Source organism: Neobacillus sp. Fa239 (assembly GCF_055395235.1).
On record NZ_AP041611.1, the window covers coordinates 5,532,501 to 5,548,870 of the forward strand.

Annotated in this window: 18 protein-coding genes and 2 rRNA genes (1 of these 20 only partly in view); 19 read left to right on the forward strand and 1 reads right to left on the reverse strand. The window is 40.3% G+C overall.

All coding sequences use genetic code 11. The annotated features are described in order from the left end of the window. From ACZ5XR_RS27320 to rsmI, 12 genes are all read left to right on the forward strand, one after another. Positions 1-200 (forward strand): 23S ribosomal RNA (locus ACZ5XR_RS27320); it begins 2,740 nt to the left of the window's first position. Positions 201-395: 195 nt separating this feature from the next. Further along, a 5S ribosomal RNA gene (rrf, locus tag ACZ5XR_RS27325) occupies positions 396-512 on the forward strand. Between the two features lie 253 nt (positions 513-765). Next, complete coding sequence (locus tag ACZ5XR_RS27330; protein WP_464499558.1) at positions 766-969, forward strand: sigma factor G inhibitor Gin; 204 nt, start codon at positions 766-768, stop codon at positions 967-969. Between the two features lie 66 nt (positions 970-1,035). Further along, positions 1,036-2,463 carry an aminotransferase class I/II-fold pyridoxal phosphate-dependent enzyme gene (locus ACZ5XR_RS27335; protein ID WP_464499559.1) on the forward strand — a complete coding sequence of 476 codons (1,428 nt, stop codon included), beginning with the start codon at positions 1,036-1,038 and terminating at the stop codon, positions 2,461-2,463. 18 nt (positions 2,464-2,481) lie between these two features. Then, positions 2,482-3,117 carry a dTMP kinase gene (tmk, locus tag ACZ5XR_RS27340; RefSeq protein ID WP_464499560.1) on the forward strand — a complete coding sequence of 212 codons (636 nt, stop codon included), beginning with the start codon at positions 2,482-2,484 and terminating at the stop codon, positions 3,115-3,117. Positions 3,118-3,209: 92 nt separating this feature from the next. Beyond that, positions 3,210-3,539: a cyclic-di-AMP receptor gene (locus ACZ5XR_RS27345; protein ID WP_464499561.1), complete on the forward strand. Its 330-nt coding sequence runs from the start codon at positions 3,210-3,212 to the stop codon at positions 3,537-3,539. A gap of 23 nt (positions 3,540-3,562) precedes the next feature. Beyond that, positions 3,563-4,570, forward strand: coding sequence for a DNA polymerase III subunit delta' (holB, locus tag ACZ5XR_RS27350; RefSeq protein ID WP_464499562.1), 1,008 nt, complete (start codon positions 3,563-3,565; stop codon positions 4,568-4,570). Continuing rightward, positions 4,563-5,390, forward strand: a complete 828-nt coding sequence (locus ACZ5XR_RS27355) for a PSP1 domain-containing protein (RefSeq protein WP_464499563.1) — start codon at positions 4,563-4,565, stop codon at positions 5,388-5,390. Before holB ends, ACZ5XR_RS27355 begins: the two co-directional genes overlap by 8 nt. A gap of 12 nt (positions 5,391-5,402) precedes the next feature. Beyond that, positions 5,403-5,762: a DNA replication initiation control protein YabA gene (yabA, locus tag ACZ5XR_RS27360; RefSeq protein ID WP_464499564.1), complete on the forward strand. Its 360-nt coding sequence runs from the start codon at positions 5,403-5,405 to the stop codon at positions 5,760-5,762. Between the two features lie 57 nt (positions 5,763-5,819). Then, a complete protein-coding gene (locus tag ACZ5XR_RS27365) occupies positions 5,820-6,557 on the forward strand; it encodes a tRNA1(Val) (adenine(37)-N6)-methyltransferase (RefSeq protein WP_464502456.1) in 738 nt (245 codons plus the stop codon). After that, the gene (locus tag ACZ5XR_RS27370; protein WP_464499565.1) at positions 6,547-6,834 is read left to right on the forward strand and encodes a GIY-YIG nuclease family protein; all 288 of its coding nucleotides are present in this window, start codon (positions 6,547-6,549) and stop codon (positions 6,832-6,834) included. Before ACZ5XR_RS27365 ends, ACZ5XR_RS27370 begins: the two co-directional genes overlap by 11 nt. After that, the gene (gene rsmI, locus ACZ5XR_RS27375; RefSeq protein WP_464499566.1) at positions 6,812-7,687 is read left to right on the forward strand and encodes a 16S rRNA (cytidine(1402)-2'-O)-methyltransferase; all 876 of its coding nucleotides are present in this window, start codon (positions 6,812-6,814) and stop codon (positions 7,685-7,687) included. Before ACZ5XR_RS27370 ends, rsmI begins: the two co-directional genes overlap by 23 nt. Before the next feature lie 30 nt (positions 7,688-7,717). On the opposite strand, the gene ACZ5XR_RS27380 is transcribed toward rsmI, so the two are convergent. Then, positions 7,718-8,008: an AbrB/MazE/SpoVT family DNA-binding domain-containing protein gene (locus ACZ5XR_RS27380; RefSeq protein WP_464502457.1), complete on the reverse strand. Its 291-nt coding sequence runs from the start codon at positions 8,006-8,008 to the stop codon at positions 7,718-7,720. 467 nt (positions 8,009-8,475) lie between these two features. Here ACZ5XR_RS27380 and metG point away from each other — a divergent pair, with 467 nt between their 5' ends. From metG to veg, 7 genes are all read left to right on the forward strand, one after another. Further along, positions 8,476-10,434, forward strand: a complete 1,959-nt coding sequence (gene metG, locus ACZ5XR_RS27385) for a methionine--tRNA ligase (RefSeq protein ID WP_464499567.1) — start codon at positions 8,476-8,478, stop codon at positions 10,432-10,434. A gap of 100 nt (positions 10,435-10,534) precedes the next feature. Next, the gene (locus ACZ5XR_RS27390) at positions 10,535-11,302 is read left to right on the forward strand and encodes a TatD family hydrolase (RefSeq protein ID WP_464499568.1); all 768 of its coding nucleotides are present in this window, start codon (positions 10,535-10,537) and stop codon (positions 11,300-11,302) included. Between the two features lie 238 nt (positions 11,303-11,540). After that, positions 11,541-12,722, forward strand: coding sequence for a ubiquitin-like domain-containing protein (locus ACZ5XR_RS27395; RefSeq protein WP_464499569.1), 1,182 nt, complete (start codon positions 11,541-11,543; stop codon positions 12,720-12,722). Between the two features lie 210 nt (positions 12,723-12,932). Next, a complete protein-coding gene (gene rnmV, locus ACZ5XR_RS27400) occupies positions 12,933-13,493 on the forward strand; it encodes a ribonuclease M5 (RefSeq protein ID WP_464499570.1) in 561 nt (186 codons plus the stop codon). Continuing rightward, the gene (gene rsmA / locus ACZ5XR_RS27405; RefSeq protein WP_464499571.1) at positions 13,486-14,364 is read left to right on the forward strand and encodes a 16S rRNA (adenine(1518)-N(6)/adenine(1519)-N(6))-dimethyltransferase RsmA; all 879 of its coding nucleotides are present in this window, start codon (positions 13,486-13,488) and stop codon (positions 14,362-14,364) included. Before rnmV ends, rsmA begins: the two co-directional genes overlap by 8 nt. A gap of 605 nt (positions 14,365-14,969) precedes the next feature. Further along, positions 14,970-15,848 (forward strand): sporulation peptidase YabG, encoded by an 879-nt coding sequence (gene yabG / locus ACZ5XR_RS27410; protein ID WP_464499572.1) that lies wholly within the window; start codon positions 14,970-14,972, stop codon positions 15,846-15,848. A gap of 205 nt (positions 15,849-16,053) precedes the next feature. Continuing rightward, positions 16,054-16,317: a biofilm formation stimulator Veg gene (veg, locus tag ACZ5XR_RS27415; RefSeq protein ID WP_464499573.1), complete on the forward strand. Its 264-nt coding sequence runs from the start codon at positions 16,054-16,056 to the stop codon at positions 16,315-16,317. The last annotated feature ends 53 nt before the right edge of the window (positions 16,318-16,370 follow it).

Sequence of the window (16,370 nt, forward strand, 5' to 3'; positions counted from 1 at the left end):
TGCCAAAGGCATCGCTGGGTAGCTATGTGCGGACGGGATAAGTGCTGAAAGCATCTAAGCATGAAGCCCCCCTCAAGATGAGATTTCCCATAGCGTCAAGCTAGTAAGATCCCTGAAAGATGATCAGGTTGATAGGTCAGAGGTGGAAGCGTGGCAACATGTGGAGCTGACTGATACTAATCGATCGAGGACTTAACCAAATAGAAAAGCGGAGGCGACTGTTCAACTTCGAGAGACGCTGGAGAGCCGGCACTGCAAATCCTGCTTTTTGGATTTGTAGGGACGGATCCAAACGGCCGAGAAGTTAGGAGCCGAAGCTAGACAGATTACCTCGTTTTTACGAAAACTTCTTCTGTATTATCTAGTTTTGAGGGAACGATCTCTCAAGTAAATAGTCTGGCAATAATGGCGAGAAGGTCACACCCGTTCCCATCCCGAACACGGAAGTTAAGCTTCTCAGCGCCGATGGTAGTTGGGGGCTGTCCCCCTGTGAGAGTAGGACGTTGCCAGGCAATAAAGAAGACAACCTGTAATGGGTTGTCTTTTTTGTATGGGTGGAAGTGAAGTGGCACATAAAATCCATATCAAAGCACACGTACCTTATTTCTACCCAAAAACCCCACTAAATCAAAAAAAGTACAAAGCATTACATAAATAGACATACACCCAAAAGCCCATTGCGACATAAAATAGCATTATAGACTATTCGAAAGATTGTATACAATTCGTTAATAGGGGAAGAATAGGTGTATGGAGGTGGAGGGATTGAGTTCATTATTTGCACAAAGTCAATTTGAGCGGAAGTGCGTGATTTGTGATCAATTTAAACCAAAAGGTATACATCTATACACTTCATTTATTTGTGTAGAATGCGAAAAAGATTTGATTCATACAGAAACAACGGATCCAAAATATAAATATTTCCTTAAACAGCTAAAAAAAATAACAACCCCAGAAATTTTTTCATAACAAGTCCAATTAGGGCTTTATTTTTTTGTTAAAATAAATGAGACTCTAAGAAGGATGTAAACACATATGAAAAGTCAATTAGATATCCCATTATATCAAGCCTTATTCAATCACATAAATAAGAGCCCTATTTCGTTTCATGTACCAGGCCATAAATATGGACAAATCAGCCAGGATTATTTTCAGCAACTCTTACAACTTGATGCAACAGAATTAACAGGGCTTGATGATCTACACTCTCCAGAGGGCGCAATCTTAGAAGCGGAATTACTTTTAGCACAGTTATATCAGGTTAAAAAAAGCTTTTTCCTTGTGAATGGATCGACAGTCGGCAATCTTGCCATGATTATGGCAGCCTGTGATGAAGATGATGTTGTCCTTGTTCAAAGGAATTGCCATAAATCTGTTCTAAATGCTTTAAGGTTAGCGAAGGTGCACCCCATTTTCCTTGAACCTGAATTTGATTTAGAATGGAAAGTTGCAAGCGGGGTAAGCTGCCAAACGGTAGAAAGGGCAATAAATTTATATCCGGCAGCAAAAGCGGTTATTTTAACCTATCCTAATTATTACGGAATGGTTTACGACATAAAATCGATTATTAATCTGGCACATATACATAACATTCCGGTATTAGTTGATGAGGCACATGGACCTCATTTTATTCTCGGGGATCCTTTTCCGCCTTCAGCCGTTCAATTGGGAGCAGACATTGTTGTGCAGTCAGCGCATAAAACACTTCCTGCGATGACAATGGGGTCCTATCTGCACATGAATAGTGATAGGATTGATGAGAAAAGTGTGAAAGAATACCTAACCATTTTTCAATCAAGCAGCCCGTCTTATCCAATAATGGCCTCATTAGATATTGCGCGGCATTATATGGCAACATACAAACGTGAGGATTTGAATTACACAATAAAGGAAATGGATCATTTTAAAAGGCTCCTTGCTGAAATTGAAAGTATAAAAATAGTAGAATACCCTCATCAACAAGGTGATCCATTAAAGATAACAATGCAATCGGTGTCTCATTTAAGTGGTTTTGAACTTCAAGATATTCTAGAAAAAGCAGGGATCTTTACGGAACTAGCAGATCCGTCAAATGTATTGTTTATCCTCCCTTTATTAAAAGAAGAACAGCCATATCCGTTTGAAAAAGCAGCAAAGGAAATTAAAAATCAGTTAGATGGAGTTCAGGCCATTCACCAAGTGGAAGAAGTTTTGATGGATGAACAAAAAATTTCCCGTTTAGCCGTCGCATATAAAGAGATGGGAAATCTCAAAGAGCGGAGTATCCCTATTTTAGAAGCCATTGGTCAGGTTTCCGCAGAAATGGTCATTCCCTATCCACCAGGGATTCCCCTTCTATTAAAAGGGGAGAGGATAACAGCAGAGAAGATTGAGCACCTTATTAGACTGATAGAGACCGGAGCTCGTTTTCAAGGCGGAGAATCTCTTGATGGGCGATGCATTAAGGTGTTTATAACAGCATAAGTTGGAGGTTTACTATAAATGAAAAAGGGAATTTTTATAACATTCGAAGGCCCGGATGGAGCGGGAAAGTCGACAATCATTCAAATGGTAGCAAACGAGATAAAAAATGTTCAGCTTACAAGAGAACCAGGTGGCATTGATATTGCCGAACAAATCAGAAGAGTGATCCTGGATAAAGAGAATACAGCGATGGACCCCCGTACAGAAGCCCTGCTTTATGCAGCGGCGAGGAGGCAGCATCTCATTGAAAAGGTTAAGCCGGCTCTGGAAGCTGGAAACGTGGTTTTATGTGACCGGTTTGTCGATAGTTCACTCGCCTACCAGGGATATGCCCGCGGTCTTGGTATTGATGAAGTATTTAGTATTAATCAGTTTGCTATTGAACAAATGATGCCTGATTTAACCATCTATTTCGATATTGAACCGGAACTGGGACTGGGGCGCATTAATAAAAATAAAGGCAGAGAGGTTAATCGTTTGGATTTGGAGGCAATTGATTTCCATCAAAAGGTAAGGGAAGGATACTATCAAATTATCGATCGTTTTCCCGATAGAATTATAAAAATTGATGCTTCAGGGACAATAGATGAGGTTTACCAGAAAACGCTTAAAGTAGTAACAGATAAACTAGGATTAAAAAAGCCTTTAAACTGAGGCTTTTTTGTTTTCTTTATTCCTATTAATGAATTCCTGTTATAATATAGACAGAGATTTGACGGTATTACAAAGTAGAAAGGGTGGGAGAAATGAAACTTATCATCGCAGTTGTACAGGATCAAGATAGTAATCGGTTATCGAGGGCACTTGTAGAAAATAATTTTAGGGCAACAAAGCTAGCGAGTACAGGTGGATTTTTAAAATCAGGGAATACCACTTTTATGATTGGTACCGAAGACATTCGTGTGGAGCGGGCATTACAAATCATAAAAGAAAACTGCCGGTCACGAGATCAGCTGGTTGCTCCTGTTTCTCCAATGGGTGGAAATGCCGATTCGTATGTCCCATATCCTGTTGAAGTAGAAGTAGGCGGTGCTACCGTTTTCGTCCTTCCGATTGAACAATTCTTGCATTTTTAAAAAATAGTAAGTGAGTGATTAGCATGGTAAAAACTTGGGATCAACTAGAAGAACTGCAGCCAACCGTCTTGAAAATGTTAAAGAACAGTTTACGGAAAAACAGGGTTGCCCATGCCTACTCACTAGAAGGTATGAGGGGGACAGGCAAAAGGGAAATTGCCCTTTTATTTACGAAGACTCTCTTTTGTCATGACTTGGTGGATGGGTTTAAACCATGCGAGGCTTGTTCGAATTGTAAAAGGATTAACAATGGAAACCACCCAGATGTTCATATTGTGGAGCCCGAGGGGTTATCGATAAAAGTCGATCAAATTAGAAGCTTGCAGACAGAGTTTTCTAAAAAGGGTGTAGAATCCTTAAAAAAGGTCTATTTATTGGTCCATGCTGATAAAATGAGCGTAAGCGCTTCAAATAGTCTATTAAAGTTTCTTGAAGAGCCAAGCACTGGGACAGTGGCATTTTTACTAACAGAGCAGCCACAGCAAATATTGCCTACCATTCTTTCCCGATGCCAGGTTTTATCATTTCAGCCACTATCACCCCAGGCGATGACGAAACAATTGATTGAAAATGGGGTGGAACCAAGAAGGGCACCTCTTTTAGCCCAGTTAACCAATAGTCTCGATGAGGCGTTAGCATTAAATGTCGACGATTGGTTTGCACAAGCTCAAAAAATCGTGTTAAAATTGTATGAAGTGCTAAAAAGAAATCCGTTGGAGGCAATGGTTACGCTTCAAGGTGATTGGTTTTTACACTTTAAAGAGAAAGAGCAGATTCATCGTGGTTTAGATCTTTTACTTCTTATTTTTAAGGATTTACTATATATACAAATAGATAGGCATGAGCAAATTGTTTTCTTGGCAGAGAGTGAACGGTTAGAACAATTTGCCTTGCACACATCAAGACGGCGCTTAACCGAACAAATGTCAGCTATCCTTGAGGCAAAAAGGAAGCTGCAGGCTAATATGAATCCTCAGTTGATGATGGAACAGCTGGTTTTAAAATTGCAGGAGGGATCTTCATTTGTATGATGTTGTAGGCGTACGATTTAAAAAGGCAGGAAAAATCTATTATTTTGATCCTGGAGACCTTCTGGTTCAGAAAGACGACTATGTGATTGTAGAAACAGTACGCGGTGTCGAATATGGAAAGGCTGTAATTGCCCGGAAACAGGTGGAAGAACACGATGTTGTTCTTCCACTTAAAAAGGTAGTCCGAATTGCAGATCATAAGGATCGAATGATTGTTGATGAGAATAAGCAAGCAGCACAAGAAGCTTATGAGGTTTGCAATGAAAAAGTGACCGAGCATCAGCTGGATATGAAACTAGTGGATGCTGAATATACATTTGACCGAAATAAAGTGATTTTTTACTTTACAGCCGATGGCAGAGTCGATTTTCGTGAGCTTGTGAAGGATTTGGCAGCCATTTTCCGCACACGGATTGAACTAAGACAAATCGGTGTCCGCGATGAAGCCAAAATGCTTGGCGGGATTGGCCCTTGTGGAAGAATGCTATGCTGTTCAACATTCTTAGGGGATTTTGACCCTGTGTCCATCAAAATGGCGAAGGATCAAAATCTATCTCTAAATCCTACGAAAATATCCGGTTTATGCGGCAGGCTCATGTGCTGCTTAAAATATGAAAATGATGAATATGAATCAGCTAAGGAGCAGCTTCCTGATTTAGGTGAAATCATTGTAACTCCCAATGGTGAAGGAAAAGTAGTAGGATTAAATATATTAGAGCGGGTTCTTCAAGTGGAATTAAAAGAACAAGAAAGAGTCCTGGAGTATACTTTGGATGAGATCATTAAAGAGGGTGCCTTTTCTATACCATCCACAGATTAAGAGGTGTGCCACGTGGATAAAAAGGAAATTTTCGACTCAGTAAGTAATATGGAAACACAAATTGGTCAGCTTTACCAGCAACTAGGAGAATTAAAGCAGCATTTAGCCGAAATAATAGAAGAAAATCATTATTTAAAACTTGAAAATGAGCATCTAAGGCGCCGTTTGGATGTGACCACGGATAAAGAAAAGAAGGATGAAACGAATAAAAAGGGGACAACCCCGATGGATAAGTCCATTGATATTGGTGAGGGGTATGATAACCTCGCCCGTCTTTACCATGAAGGATTTCATATTTGTAATCTTCATTTTGGAAGCTTGCGTAAGGAAGGCGATTGTTTGTTTTGTCTCTCTTTTCTTAATAAGAAATAAGCTTGGCCTTCCTTTAGCGGGAAGGCTATTTTTATCAGTTGGGAGATCTTCAATATGATCAACTTAAAAGATGATGAAAGACTGGATTATTTATTGGCGGAGGATTTGAGAATTATTCAAAGCCCTTCTGTTTTTGCCTTTTCACTTGATGCGGTCCTATTGGCGAGATTTGTCTATGTGCCTATTCAAAAAGGGAATTTAATCGATCTTTGCAGCGGAAACGGGGTCATCCCTTTATTCCTAAGCGCACGAACAAAGGGGCAAATTACCGGGGTGGAAATACAAGAGCGATTATACGATATGGCGGTAAGGAGTATCGAACATAATCAACTTCAAAATCGGATTAACATGGTCCATGGTGATATAAAGGCATTGCCAAAAACAATCGGATTTGGAAAATATGATGTCGTGACCTGCAATCCGCCGTATTTCATCACACCCTCAACAGAGGAGATTAATCAAAATGAACATTTAGCTATTGCCCGCCATGAAATTCTTTGTACACTGGAGGATGCTGTCAAAGCTTCAAGTCAATTAGTGAAGCAGGGAGGAAAAGTGGCATTTGTTCATCGTCCAGGCCGATTCATTGATATCATCACATTAATGAGGCAATACAGGCTCGAACCAAAGCGCGTGCAATTTGTTCACCCCAAAAAGGGGAAAGAGGCTAATACGTTTTTAATAGAAGCCATTAAAGACGGCAGCCCCGATTTGAAAATCTTACCTCCACTCTATGTTTACAATGATGCCGATGAATATACCCCTGAAATAAGAGGGATTTTATATGGAGAATAGTCATCATTACTTTTATGTGCTGACCTGCCGCGATGGCAGTTATTACGGCGGCTATACGAATAATTTAGAACGGCGATTGAAGCTTCATAATGAGGGAAAAGGGGCTAAATACACAAGGGGAAGAGGACCGGTTGCTTTAACATTCAGTAAAGCTTTTGATAATAAGAGTGATGCATTAAAAGCGGAAGCCCGGTTTAAGCGGCTTTCCAGGAAGAGCAAAATAGAGTTTTTAATCAGGGAAACGAGTGATGATCATGTGGCAGCAGAAAAGTTTTGAAAATGAAGAACATAAAGGTATTTTATATCTTGTGCCGACACCGATTGGAAATTTGGAGGATATGAGCTTTAGGGCAGTCAGAATTTTAAAAGAAGCCGACCTTATTGCAGCAGAGGACACGAGAAATACGAAAAAGCTCTGTAATTATTTTGAGATATCCACGCCTGTTGTAAGCTACCATGAACATAATAAAGAATCGAGCGGCGAAAAAATTGTCCAAAAGGTTAAGGAGGGCATGAATGTAGCTCTTGTCAGCGATGCAGGAATGCCAGCGATCTCAGACCCTGGCTATGAGCTCGTCACGGCAGCTGTTCAAGAAAAATTGCCTGTTGTTCCTTTGCCTGGTGCGAATGCTGCTCTCACCTCGTTAATTGCATCAGGACTTGTTTGCCAGCCCTTTTATTTTTACGGGTTTTTAGACCGGAACCGGAAAGAGAAGCGTTTGGAATTAGAAGGATTGAAAAAACAAGAAGCAACGATCATTTTTTATGAATCGCCTCACCGCTTGAAAGAGACCTTGACCATCATGCTTGAAGTGCTTGGGGATAGAAAAACGGCTTTGTGCAGAGAGCTAACCAAAAAGTATGAAGAGTTTATTAGAGGAAGCCTGACGGAAGCATTGGATTGGGCAAATCAAGATGAGGTGCGCGGAGAGTTTTGTGTGATTGTTGAAGGGGCAAGCGGCCATCTGGAGGAGGAGGAAAGTTGGTGGGAGCACTTAACGATAGAAGAGCATGTTAACCACTATATCTCGCTTAAAAACATTCCGTCAAAAGAGGCCATTAAACTAACAGCCAAAGACAGGAGCTTGAATAAAAGGGAAGTTTACCAAACTTATCATATTGAACATTAAAAAGAGGCTGCCTAAGGTCAGCCTCTTTGATTACTTCGCTAATTCAAATGATTTTTGGATTTCTTCTAGAAGCTGCTCTGCACCTTCACGGCTAAGGATTAGCTTGCCGCCGGCAAGAGCCATATTGTCGTCAGAAACTTCACCAGTTACTTGGCAAGTCATATTTGGCTTGTATTTCTTTAAGATAATGCGCTCGTCATCAACATAAATTTCAAGTGCATCCTTTTCTGCAATACCAAGAGTACGTCTTAATTCAATTGGAATAACTACGCGTCCTAATTCATCAACTTTACGAACAATACCAGTAGATTTCATGTTTATGAACTCCCCTCATTTAGTTATTTGTCTATTTATTCTTCGTCATTATTCGACATTTTTTTTACAACTTTATAATACCAGCCATTCCCATATTCGTCAATTATTTTATTTAAGAAAATAAAGGGAATTTTTTATATAATTGATAAACATTGATTTAATGGGGTTAATTGAATCCTCATTCATTCTTAATCGTTTTTTAATATTATTGTGATGTAAGTCACTGCCATATTTTTACCCTTACACAATTCGACAAAATTCTACAAAAACCTACTTTGTTCACTAATATAGCCTTCGAAAAGTATTCTATTTTTTTGACGGTATGATTGTTTTATTAAATTTAGATGAATAGGAGATTACGGCTTTGTTGCACAATGAAATGTTTTTCGGTATATTTTGATGATATAAGAGATTAAAAAAGAGGCTATAATGGTTACGAGGATTTGAAATTTAATCCTGTAGGAGGGATTCAGATGGAGAAAAAGCTAAAAACATTCTACCTTACGACACCCATTTATTATCCAAGTGGAAATTTACATATTGGGCATGCGTATACCACAGTGGCGGGGGATGCCATGGCGCGATACAAACGGATGCGCGGGTATGATGTCATGTATTTAACGGGTACCGATGAGCACGGGCAAAAAATCCAGCGCAAGGCAGAAGAACAAGGAATTACCCCTCAGCAATATGTTGATGGAATTGTCGTTGGAATTCAAGAGTTATGGAAAAAACTCGATATTTCTTATGATGATTTTATTAGAACCACACAAGAGCGTCATAAACAAATTGTTGAAAAAATCTTCGCCAGATTACTTGAGCAAGGTGATATTTATCTAGATCAATATGAAGGCTGGTACTGTACTCCATGTGAATCGTTTTTTACAGACCGGCAGCTGGTCGATGGGAATTGCCCTGATTGCGGCAGACCTGTAGAAAAGGTAAAAGAAGAATCATACTTTTTTAGAATGAGTAAGTATGTTGACCGCCTATTGCAGTACTATGAGGAAAATCCTGATTTCATTCAACCGGAGTCCAGGAAGAATGAAATGGTCAATAACTTTATCAAACCAGGCTTGGAGGATTTAGCTGTTTCCAGAACAACTTTTGACTGGGGAATTAAAGTTCCGGGGGATCCGAAGCATGTCATTTATGTGTGGATTGATGCCCTATCTAACTATATAACTGCACTTGGGTATGGAACAGATAACGATAGCAAGTATTTAAATTATTGGCCTGCGGATGTTCACCTTGTCGGTAAAGAAATTGTTCGTTTCCACACAATTTATTGGCCAATCATGTTAATGGCATTAGACCTTCCTCTTCCTAAAAAGGTCTTTGCTCATGGCTGGTTATTAATGAAGGATGGAAAAATGTCCAAATCGAAGGGAAATGTTGTCGATCCGGTTACATTAATTGACCGCTACGGTCTTGATGCCCTTCGTTATTACTTGTTACGCGAAGTACCGTTCGGTGCAGATGGGGTTTTCACTCCGGAAGGCTTTGTTGAAAGAATTAACTTTGACCTTGCCAATGATTTAGGCAATCTGTTAAATCGTACGGTTGCCATGATTGAAAAATATTTTGCAGGAGAAATCCCTGATTATGCCGGTTCCATCGGCGAATTTGATGAATCATTGCTTCAGGCAAATCGGGATGCGGTTTTGAAATATGAAGAAGCAATGGAGAAAATGGAATTTTCAGTTGCATTAACTTCCATTTGGCAATTGGTCAGCAGAACCAATAAATATATTGATGAAACACAGCCATGGACTTTGGCTAAAGCGGAAGAAAACAAAGAAGCGCTTGCCAGTGTAATGGTTCATCTTGCTGAATCTCTCAGAAGAGTCGCCATTCTGCTACAGCCATTTTTAACCCGTACACCAGGCGGGATTTTTACCCAATTAGGAATTCAGGATGAAGGGCTTAAAACATGGGAAAGCCTTGAAGACTTTGGTGGAATCCCTCATGGAACTAAGGTTCAAAAGGATGCACCTCTTTTCCCAAGATTGGAAATTGCTGATGAAGTCGAATTTATCAAGACGAAAATGCAGGGTTCAGCACCTCCACCAGCGGAACAGAAGGTAGAAGAGAAGCCGGAAGAATTAGCGGAAATCGCCATTGATGATTTTATGAAAATTGATTTGCGGGTTGCAGAGGTTATTCAGGCTGAGCCAATTAAAAAAGCCGATAAACTCTTAAAGCTGCAGCTTGATTTAGGATACGAAAAACGCCAGGTTGTCTCAGGGATTGCCCAATATTATAAGCCGGAGGAATTAGTCGGAAGAAAGGTAATCTGCATTACCAATTTGAAACCGGTCAAACTCCGCGGCGAATTGTCACAGGGCATGATACTGGCTGGTTCAAAAGATGGCTCGCTCTCACTTGCGACTGTTGACCAGACCTTGCCGAATGGTTCGAAGGTGAAATAAAACGAAAATAATGTAAAACTGAAAAATAGGAATGTTCCACGTGTAACAATTTTCGGGACATTTCTATTTTTTTATACAAACGTGAAAAGGAGTCTGTTCGATGTTATTTGACACACACGTCCATTTAAATGATGAACAATATAAGGAAGACTTGGAGGAAGTCATTGAAAGGGCTCAAGCTGAAGGCGTTTCTCATATGGTTGTTGTCGGTTTTGATCGACGGACGATTGAAAAAGCAATGGATCTTGCGGAACGATTTGAATTTATTTATGCCTGTGTCGGCTGGCATCCAGTCGATGCGATTGATATGGAGGAAGAGGATTTACTTTGGATAGAGGAATTAACGAAACATCCAAAGGTTGTAGCCATTGGTGAAATGGGTCTCGATTATCATTGGGACAAGTCTCCAAAGGATATACAGAAGGAAGTGTTCCGCAAACAGATTAGGCTTGCCAAAAAAGTTAAGCTGCCTATTGTGATCCATAACCGGGAAGCGACAGCAGATATTGTAGAAATTTTAAAGGAAGAGAAGGCGGAGGAGGTAGGCGGAATTATGCATTGCTTTAGCGGCAGTTCAGAAATCGCCATGGAATGTGTCAAAATGAACTTCTATATTTCCCTTGGCGGACCCGTGACCTTCAAAAATGCGAAAAAGCCTAAAGAGGTTGCGGCTGAAATTCCATTGGATAAACTTTTAATTGAAACTGATTGCCCCTATTTAGCCCCGCATCCTTATCGTGGTCAAAGAAATGAACCGGGTCTTGTGAAACTGATAGCTGAGAAAATTGCCGAAATAAAAGGGATCACATTGGAGGAAGTAGCCGAAATCACGACACAAAATGCTAAAAAATTATTCGCTATTAAATGACAAAGAATGTTGTCGAAGATAAATGAAACTTGTCCAAATATTTTCTCAAAACAAAAAGTTCTACACGTCTCCTTTTCTACATAGGATTACCGTGTCGATAAGTTTTCCTTTGCATTTCATCCAACATTATGCATAATTAGTAATACGTTTACAGGATATGCAAGGGTTGACAGCCGACAGCATGGTATTTTTATAATCTCTCCGAGAAAAGGAGGCGTTTTTCATCGTATTCAAATACATGAAAAACCTGTTTTCCAAATCTTCGGCGAAGCAGAAATGGGCCATCGCTTTTGCTAGTTTTATAGTTTTGTCAACATCACTTGGAGTTTTTATCAATGAAGGCTCAAAGAAAACAGTGGCAATGACTATGAATGGTGAAGAAAGGGATGTTAAAACGCATGCAGTTACCGTTGGAGAATTATTTGCAGAACTGAATGTAAAGCTTCGCTCCCAAGATTACTTGTTTCCAGCAGCAAATACAAGGGTGAAGGATCACCTGAAAATTGTTTGGAGGCAAGCGAGACAGGTTCAAATTGTCAAAGACAACGAGAAGAAAACGATCTGGTCCGCAGCCGATACAGTTGCTGGGCTCCTTAAAGAGCAAAACATTACTTTGAACGAACATGATCAAGTTTCACCTGGTCCACAAAAAGCAATAAAAAGTAGGATGAAAATATATATACATAAGGCTTATCATCTTACATATGTTGATGGTGGAGAAAAGAAACAATGTTGGTCCACTTCGACTACGGTCGCTGACTTTTTAAAACAACAGGGCATTAAACTAAATCAATTAGACCGAGTTGAACCGTCATTAACAGAGGCAGTTAATAAAAATGATGTGATCAACATTATTCGAGTAGAAAAAGTCACCGATGTAGTGGAAGAACCAGTACAATTTGCCGTAATCACTAAAAAGGACCAAAGTTTAGCAAAAGGCAAAGAGAAAACTGTCAAAAAAGGTCAGCAAGGACTTGTTTGGAAAGAATACGAAGTGATCATGGAAAATGGCAAAGAAGTATCGAGAAATCTAAAAAGCGAACAGCAGGTTAAAGAAAAACAGGATCAAGTTGTGGCTGTCGGAACGAAGGATTTAAACTTGCAGGTTTCCCGTGGCGAAAGGGACACAGGACAAGAGTTTTACGTAAGTGCAACGGCGTATACCGCTAATTGCAATGGCTGCTCCGGTCATACAGCAACCGGTATAAATCTTAGGGCAAACCCTGGCGTGAAAGTGATCGCGGTCGATCCAAGAATCATACCGCTTGGAACAAAGGTGTATGTAGAAGGCTATGGTTATGCGGTAGCCGCTGACACTGGTGGTGCGATAACAGGGTATACCATTGATGTGTTTGTTCCCGATATCGCAAGCGCTTACCGCTGGGGCAGAAGAAAAGTAAAAATCAAAGTCTTGGATTAATTTTTATTTATGCAGAGGGTATCCCTCTGCATTTTGCTTTTTCTTAAAATTTCTTTATACTAAACAACGAATCGTGATATTTTTGATACTTTAGTGTATGAGTGTTTTCGTTAATATAGACGATGGACATTACAAAAATGTTTCAAGTTTTTTTCAATTTTTTATTTTTATTTTTACATAGGAAAAGCTGGCAGCAAAACGGAGGAAAGAATGAGAATTAAGGAATTTATTGTTGTGGAAGGCAAGGATGATACAACAGCGATTAAAAGAGCGGTTGATGCCGATACCATTGAAACGAATGGCTCTGCTGTCAATCAGGCTACGATTGAGAAGGTTCAGCGTGCTCAGGAGAAAAGGGGGGTCATTATTTTTACAGACCCTGATTTTCCCGGCGAAAAGATCAGAAAAACCATTGCTGAAAAGGTACCTGGCTGTAAACATGCCTTTTTACCAAAAGAAGCTGCAATCGCCAAGAATGGCAAAGGCCTTGGCGTAGAACATGCCCATCCGGATGAGATTAGGAAAGCGCTGAAGGATGCGCAAGTAATGCATGAAATGATTACAGAAGAAATTACACAGGAAGACTTAATAATCGCTGGATTGATAGGCGGAGAAGGGGCGAAGGAACGGCGAACACTGCTTGGAAAGCTTCTAAAAATAGGGTATACCAATGGGAAACAGCTGCATAAGCGTTTAATGATGTTTCAAATCAGCCGGAAGGAATTTGCCGATGCCCTTCTTAAGATGAAGTCAGGAGGACCAAATGAATAAAGATATTGCAACCCCATTAAGAACAAGATCGATTCTGGAGAAATACGGTTTTTCATTTAAGAAAAGCCTGGGGCAAAATTTTTTAATAGATACGAATATCCTTAAGAAAATTGTTGAATTCGCGGAGATGACTGAAGAAACGGGTGCTATTGAGATTGGACCAGGCATTGGGGCTTTGACCGAGCAGCTGGCACGAGCCAGCAAAAAGGTTGTAGCGTTTGAGATTGACCAACGTTTACTGCCAATCTTAAATGATACCCTATCACCCTATTCAAATGTCAGTATTATTCACCAGGATGTTTTAAAGGCAAATGTCAAAGAAGTCATGGAGGAGAAATTTGCCGATACCTCTGATATTATGGTGGTTGCTAATTTACCTTACTATGTGACGACTCCAATTATCATGAAGCTCCTTGAGGAGCGGCTGCCTATCCGCGGGATCGTGGTGATGCTGCAAAAAGAAGTGGCCGATCGAATCTCGGCGAAACCGGGTTCAAAAGACTATGGTTCTCTTTCGATTGCCATTCAATATTATACAGTGGCTGAAACGGTCATGATTGTCCCGAAAACCGTTTTTGTTCCGCAGCCGAATGTTGATTCAGCTGTTATTAGGTTAACAGTAAGAGAGACTCCTGCTGTCTCTGTGAAAGATGAAGCATTCTTTTTCCAAGTTACCAAGGCGAGTTTTGCTCAAAGAAGGAAGACATTACTCAATAATTTAACAAGCCAGCTCCCCAACGGCAAAGAGCGAAAAGAAGAGATTTTGAAAGCATTAGAAGCCTCTGGGATCGAGCCTTCAAGAAGGGGAGAAACGCTGTCCTTAGAGGAATTTGGGCGGTTAAGTGATGAGTTATATCCGTATTTCCATTAGACCCGTGTAATTGGGTCTATTTTTAATGTGCCAAAGAGACAGCTATGTTTGAAAAAGAAGAGGAAGTGTTCCTTTGTGGGTCTCGAGGACAAAATGTCCTGAAAAAGAAGAGGAAGTGTCCTTGAAGAAGCACCTCGAGGACAAAGTGCTCCTGAAAAAGAGAGGAAGTGTCCTTGAAGAGGCACCTCGAGGACAGAATGCCCCGAAAAAAGAGAGGAAGTGTCCTTGAAGAGGCGCCTCGAGGACAAAATGGTCAGAAAAAAGAGTAGTAGTGTCCTTGAAGAGGCGCTCGAGGACAGAATGCCCCGAAAAAAGAGAGGAAGTGTCCTTGAAGAGGCACCTCGAGGACAGAATGCCCCGAAAAAAGAGAGGAAGTGTCCTTGAGGAGGCACCTTGAGGACAGAATGGTTAGAAAAAAGGGTAGTAGTGTCCTTGAAGGGCCAAAACCTCAAAAACAAGTATGGAAAAACATTATAAATGCTTTCAATCAAGATAGCTCCCCTTGTATCCATAAGGGGTTATTCACAAAATCCCCAGTAATTGCATAGCCTATGACAGGAACTTTATTTGGAAGGCCTTATGCTGGTCTTATTGGAGTGACAGTAGTGGATATAAAGCTAATGGATATTGTCGGAAGAAAGTCGTATAACTGTGATATTCTATTCCGAATTACTGATATTCGAGAAAAAGATGGCCAGAAAGTTGCCGTTCTTTATGGTGAGGATTTCCGCCTGGTAGCAGATGCTCCATATAACGATTTGATTGTCATTAACCCGAATGAGCGGGTAAAGTGGACGCAGGAATATAGAACACTTGAAGAGCAGTCCTTTCGCCTTTTTACTCAGGATGTTGATTTAATTAAACATAGGCAGGAATACGAAGCAACCGGTGGTTATGTAAAACCATCGAATTATTTTCAAATGCCCGGGAAGGTCCTTCATTTGGATGGCGATCCGTCCTATTTAAAAAAGTGTATGACCCTTTATGAAAAGATCGGCATTCCTGTTGTAGGGATACACTGTAATGAAAAAGAAATGCCCGATAGAATTGGCCAATTAATTGATTACTACCGTCCGGATATTCTCGTCATCACTGGCCATGATGCTTATTCCAAAGCAAAAGGGAAGATGACGGACATTAATGCCTATCGTCATTCCAAACATTTTGTTCAGACGGTTAGAGAAGCAAGAAGGAAAATCCCCCACCTGGATCAGCTTGTCATTTTTGCTGGCGCCTGTCAGTCCCATTTTGAGTCGTTAATCCATGCCGGGGCCAATTTTGCCAGCTCTCCCTCAAGAATTAATATCCATGCCCTTGATCCGGTTTATATCGTTGCAAAAATAAGCTTTACACCGTTTATGGAAAGAATTAATGTATGGGATGTTTTACGCAATACATTGACAGGAGAAAAGGGTCTCGGCGGAATTGAAACAAAGGGTGTTTTGCGAACCGGAATGCCGTATAACCCCGTTCAGGAAGAATAAAAAAAGCCTTATATTTGATGAAGGCTTTTTTTGTGCGTTTTACACATAATCCAGCCAAGTTAAGGTAACCATAAAAATGTTGAAATTTAGCAAAAAAAGTAGATGAAAAAATATTGACAATCTTTTTGTGGTGCTGATATAATTTATGTTTTTGTTTGACTTAAATATGTCAGTGTGTTATACTTTACACAGTGAGGTGGACCGAATGCCAAAAACCTTAGCCGATATTAAAATGGCTCTCGATTCAAATTTAGGGAAAAGATTATTGCTTAAGGCGAACGGTGGACGTAGAAAAACAATCGAACGTTCAGGTGTCTTAGCAGAAACTTACCCTTCTGTTTTTGTGATTGAGCTGGATCAAGATGAAAACTCATTTGAGCGTGTTTCTTACAGCTATGCGGATGTTTTAACGGAAACTGTGCAAATTACCTTCTACGAAGATACATCAGGACACCTGGCATTAAGCTAGTATACAAAGCAACCCTGAGGCGGTAAACCATTGTTTACTGCTTTTTGCTATCC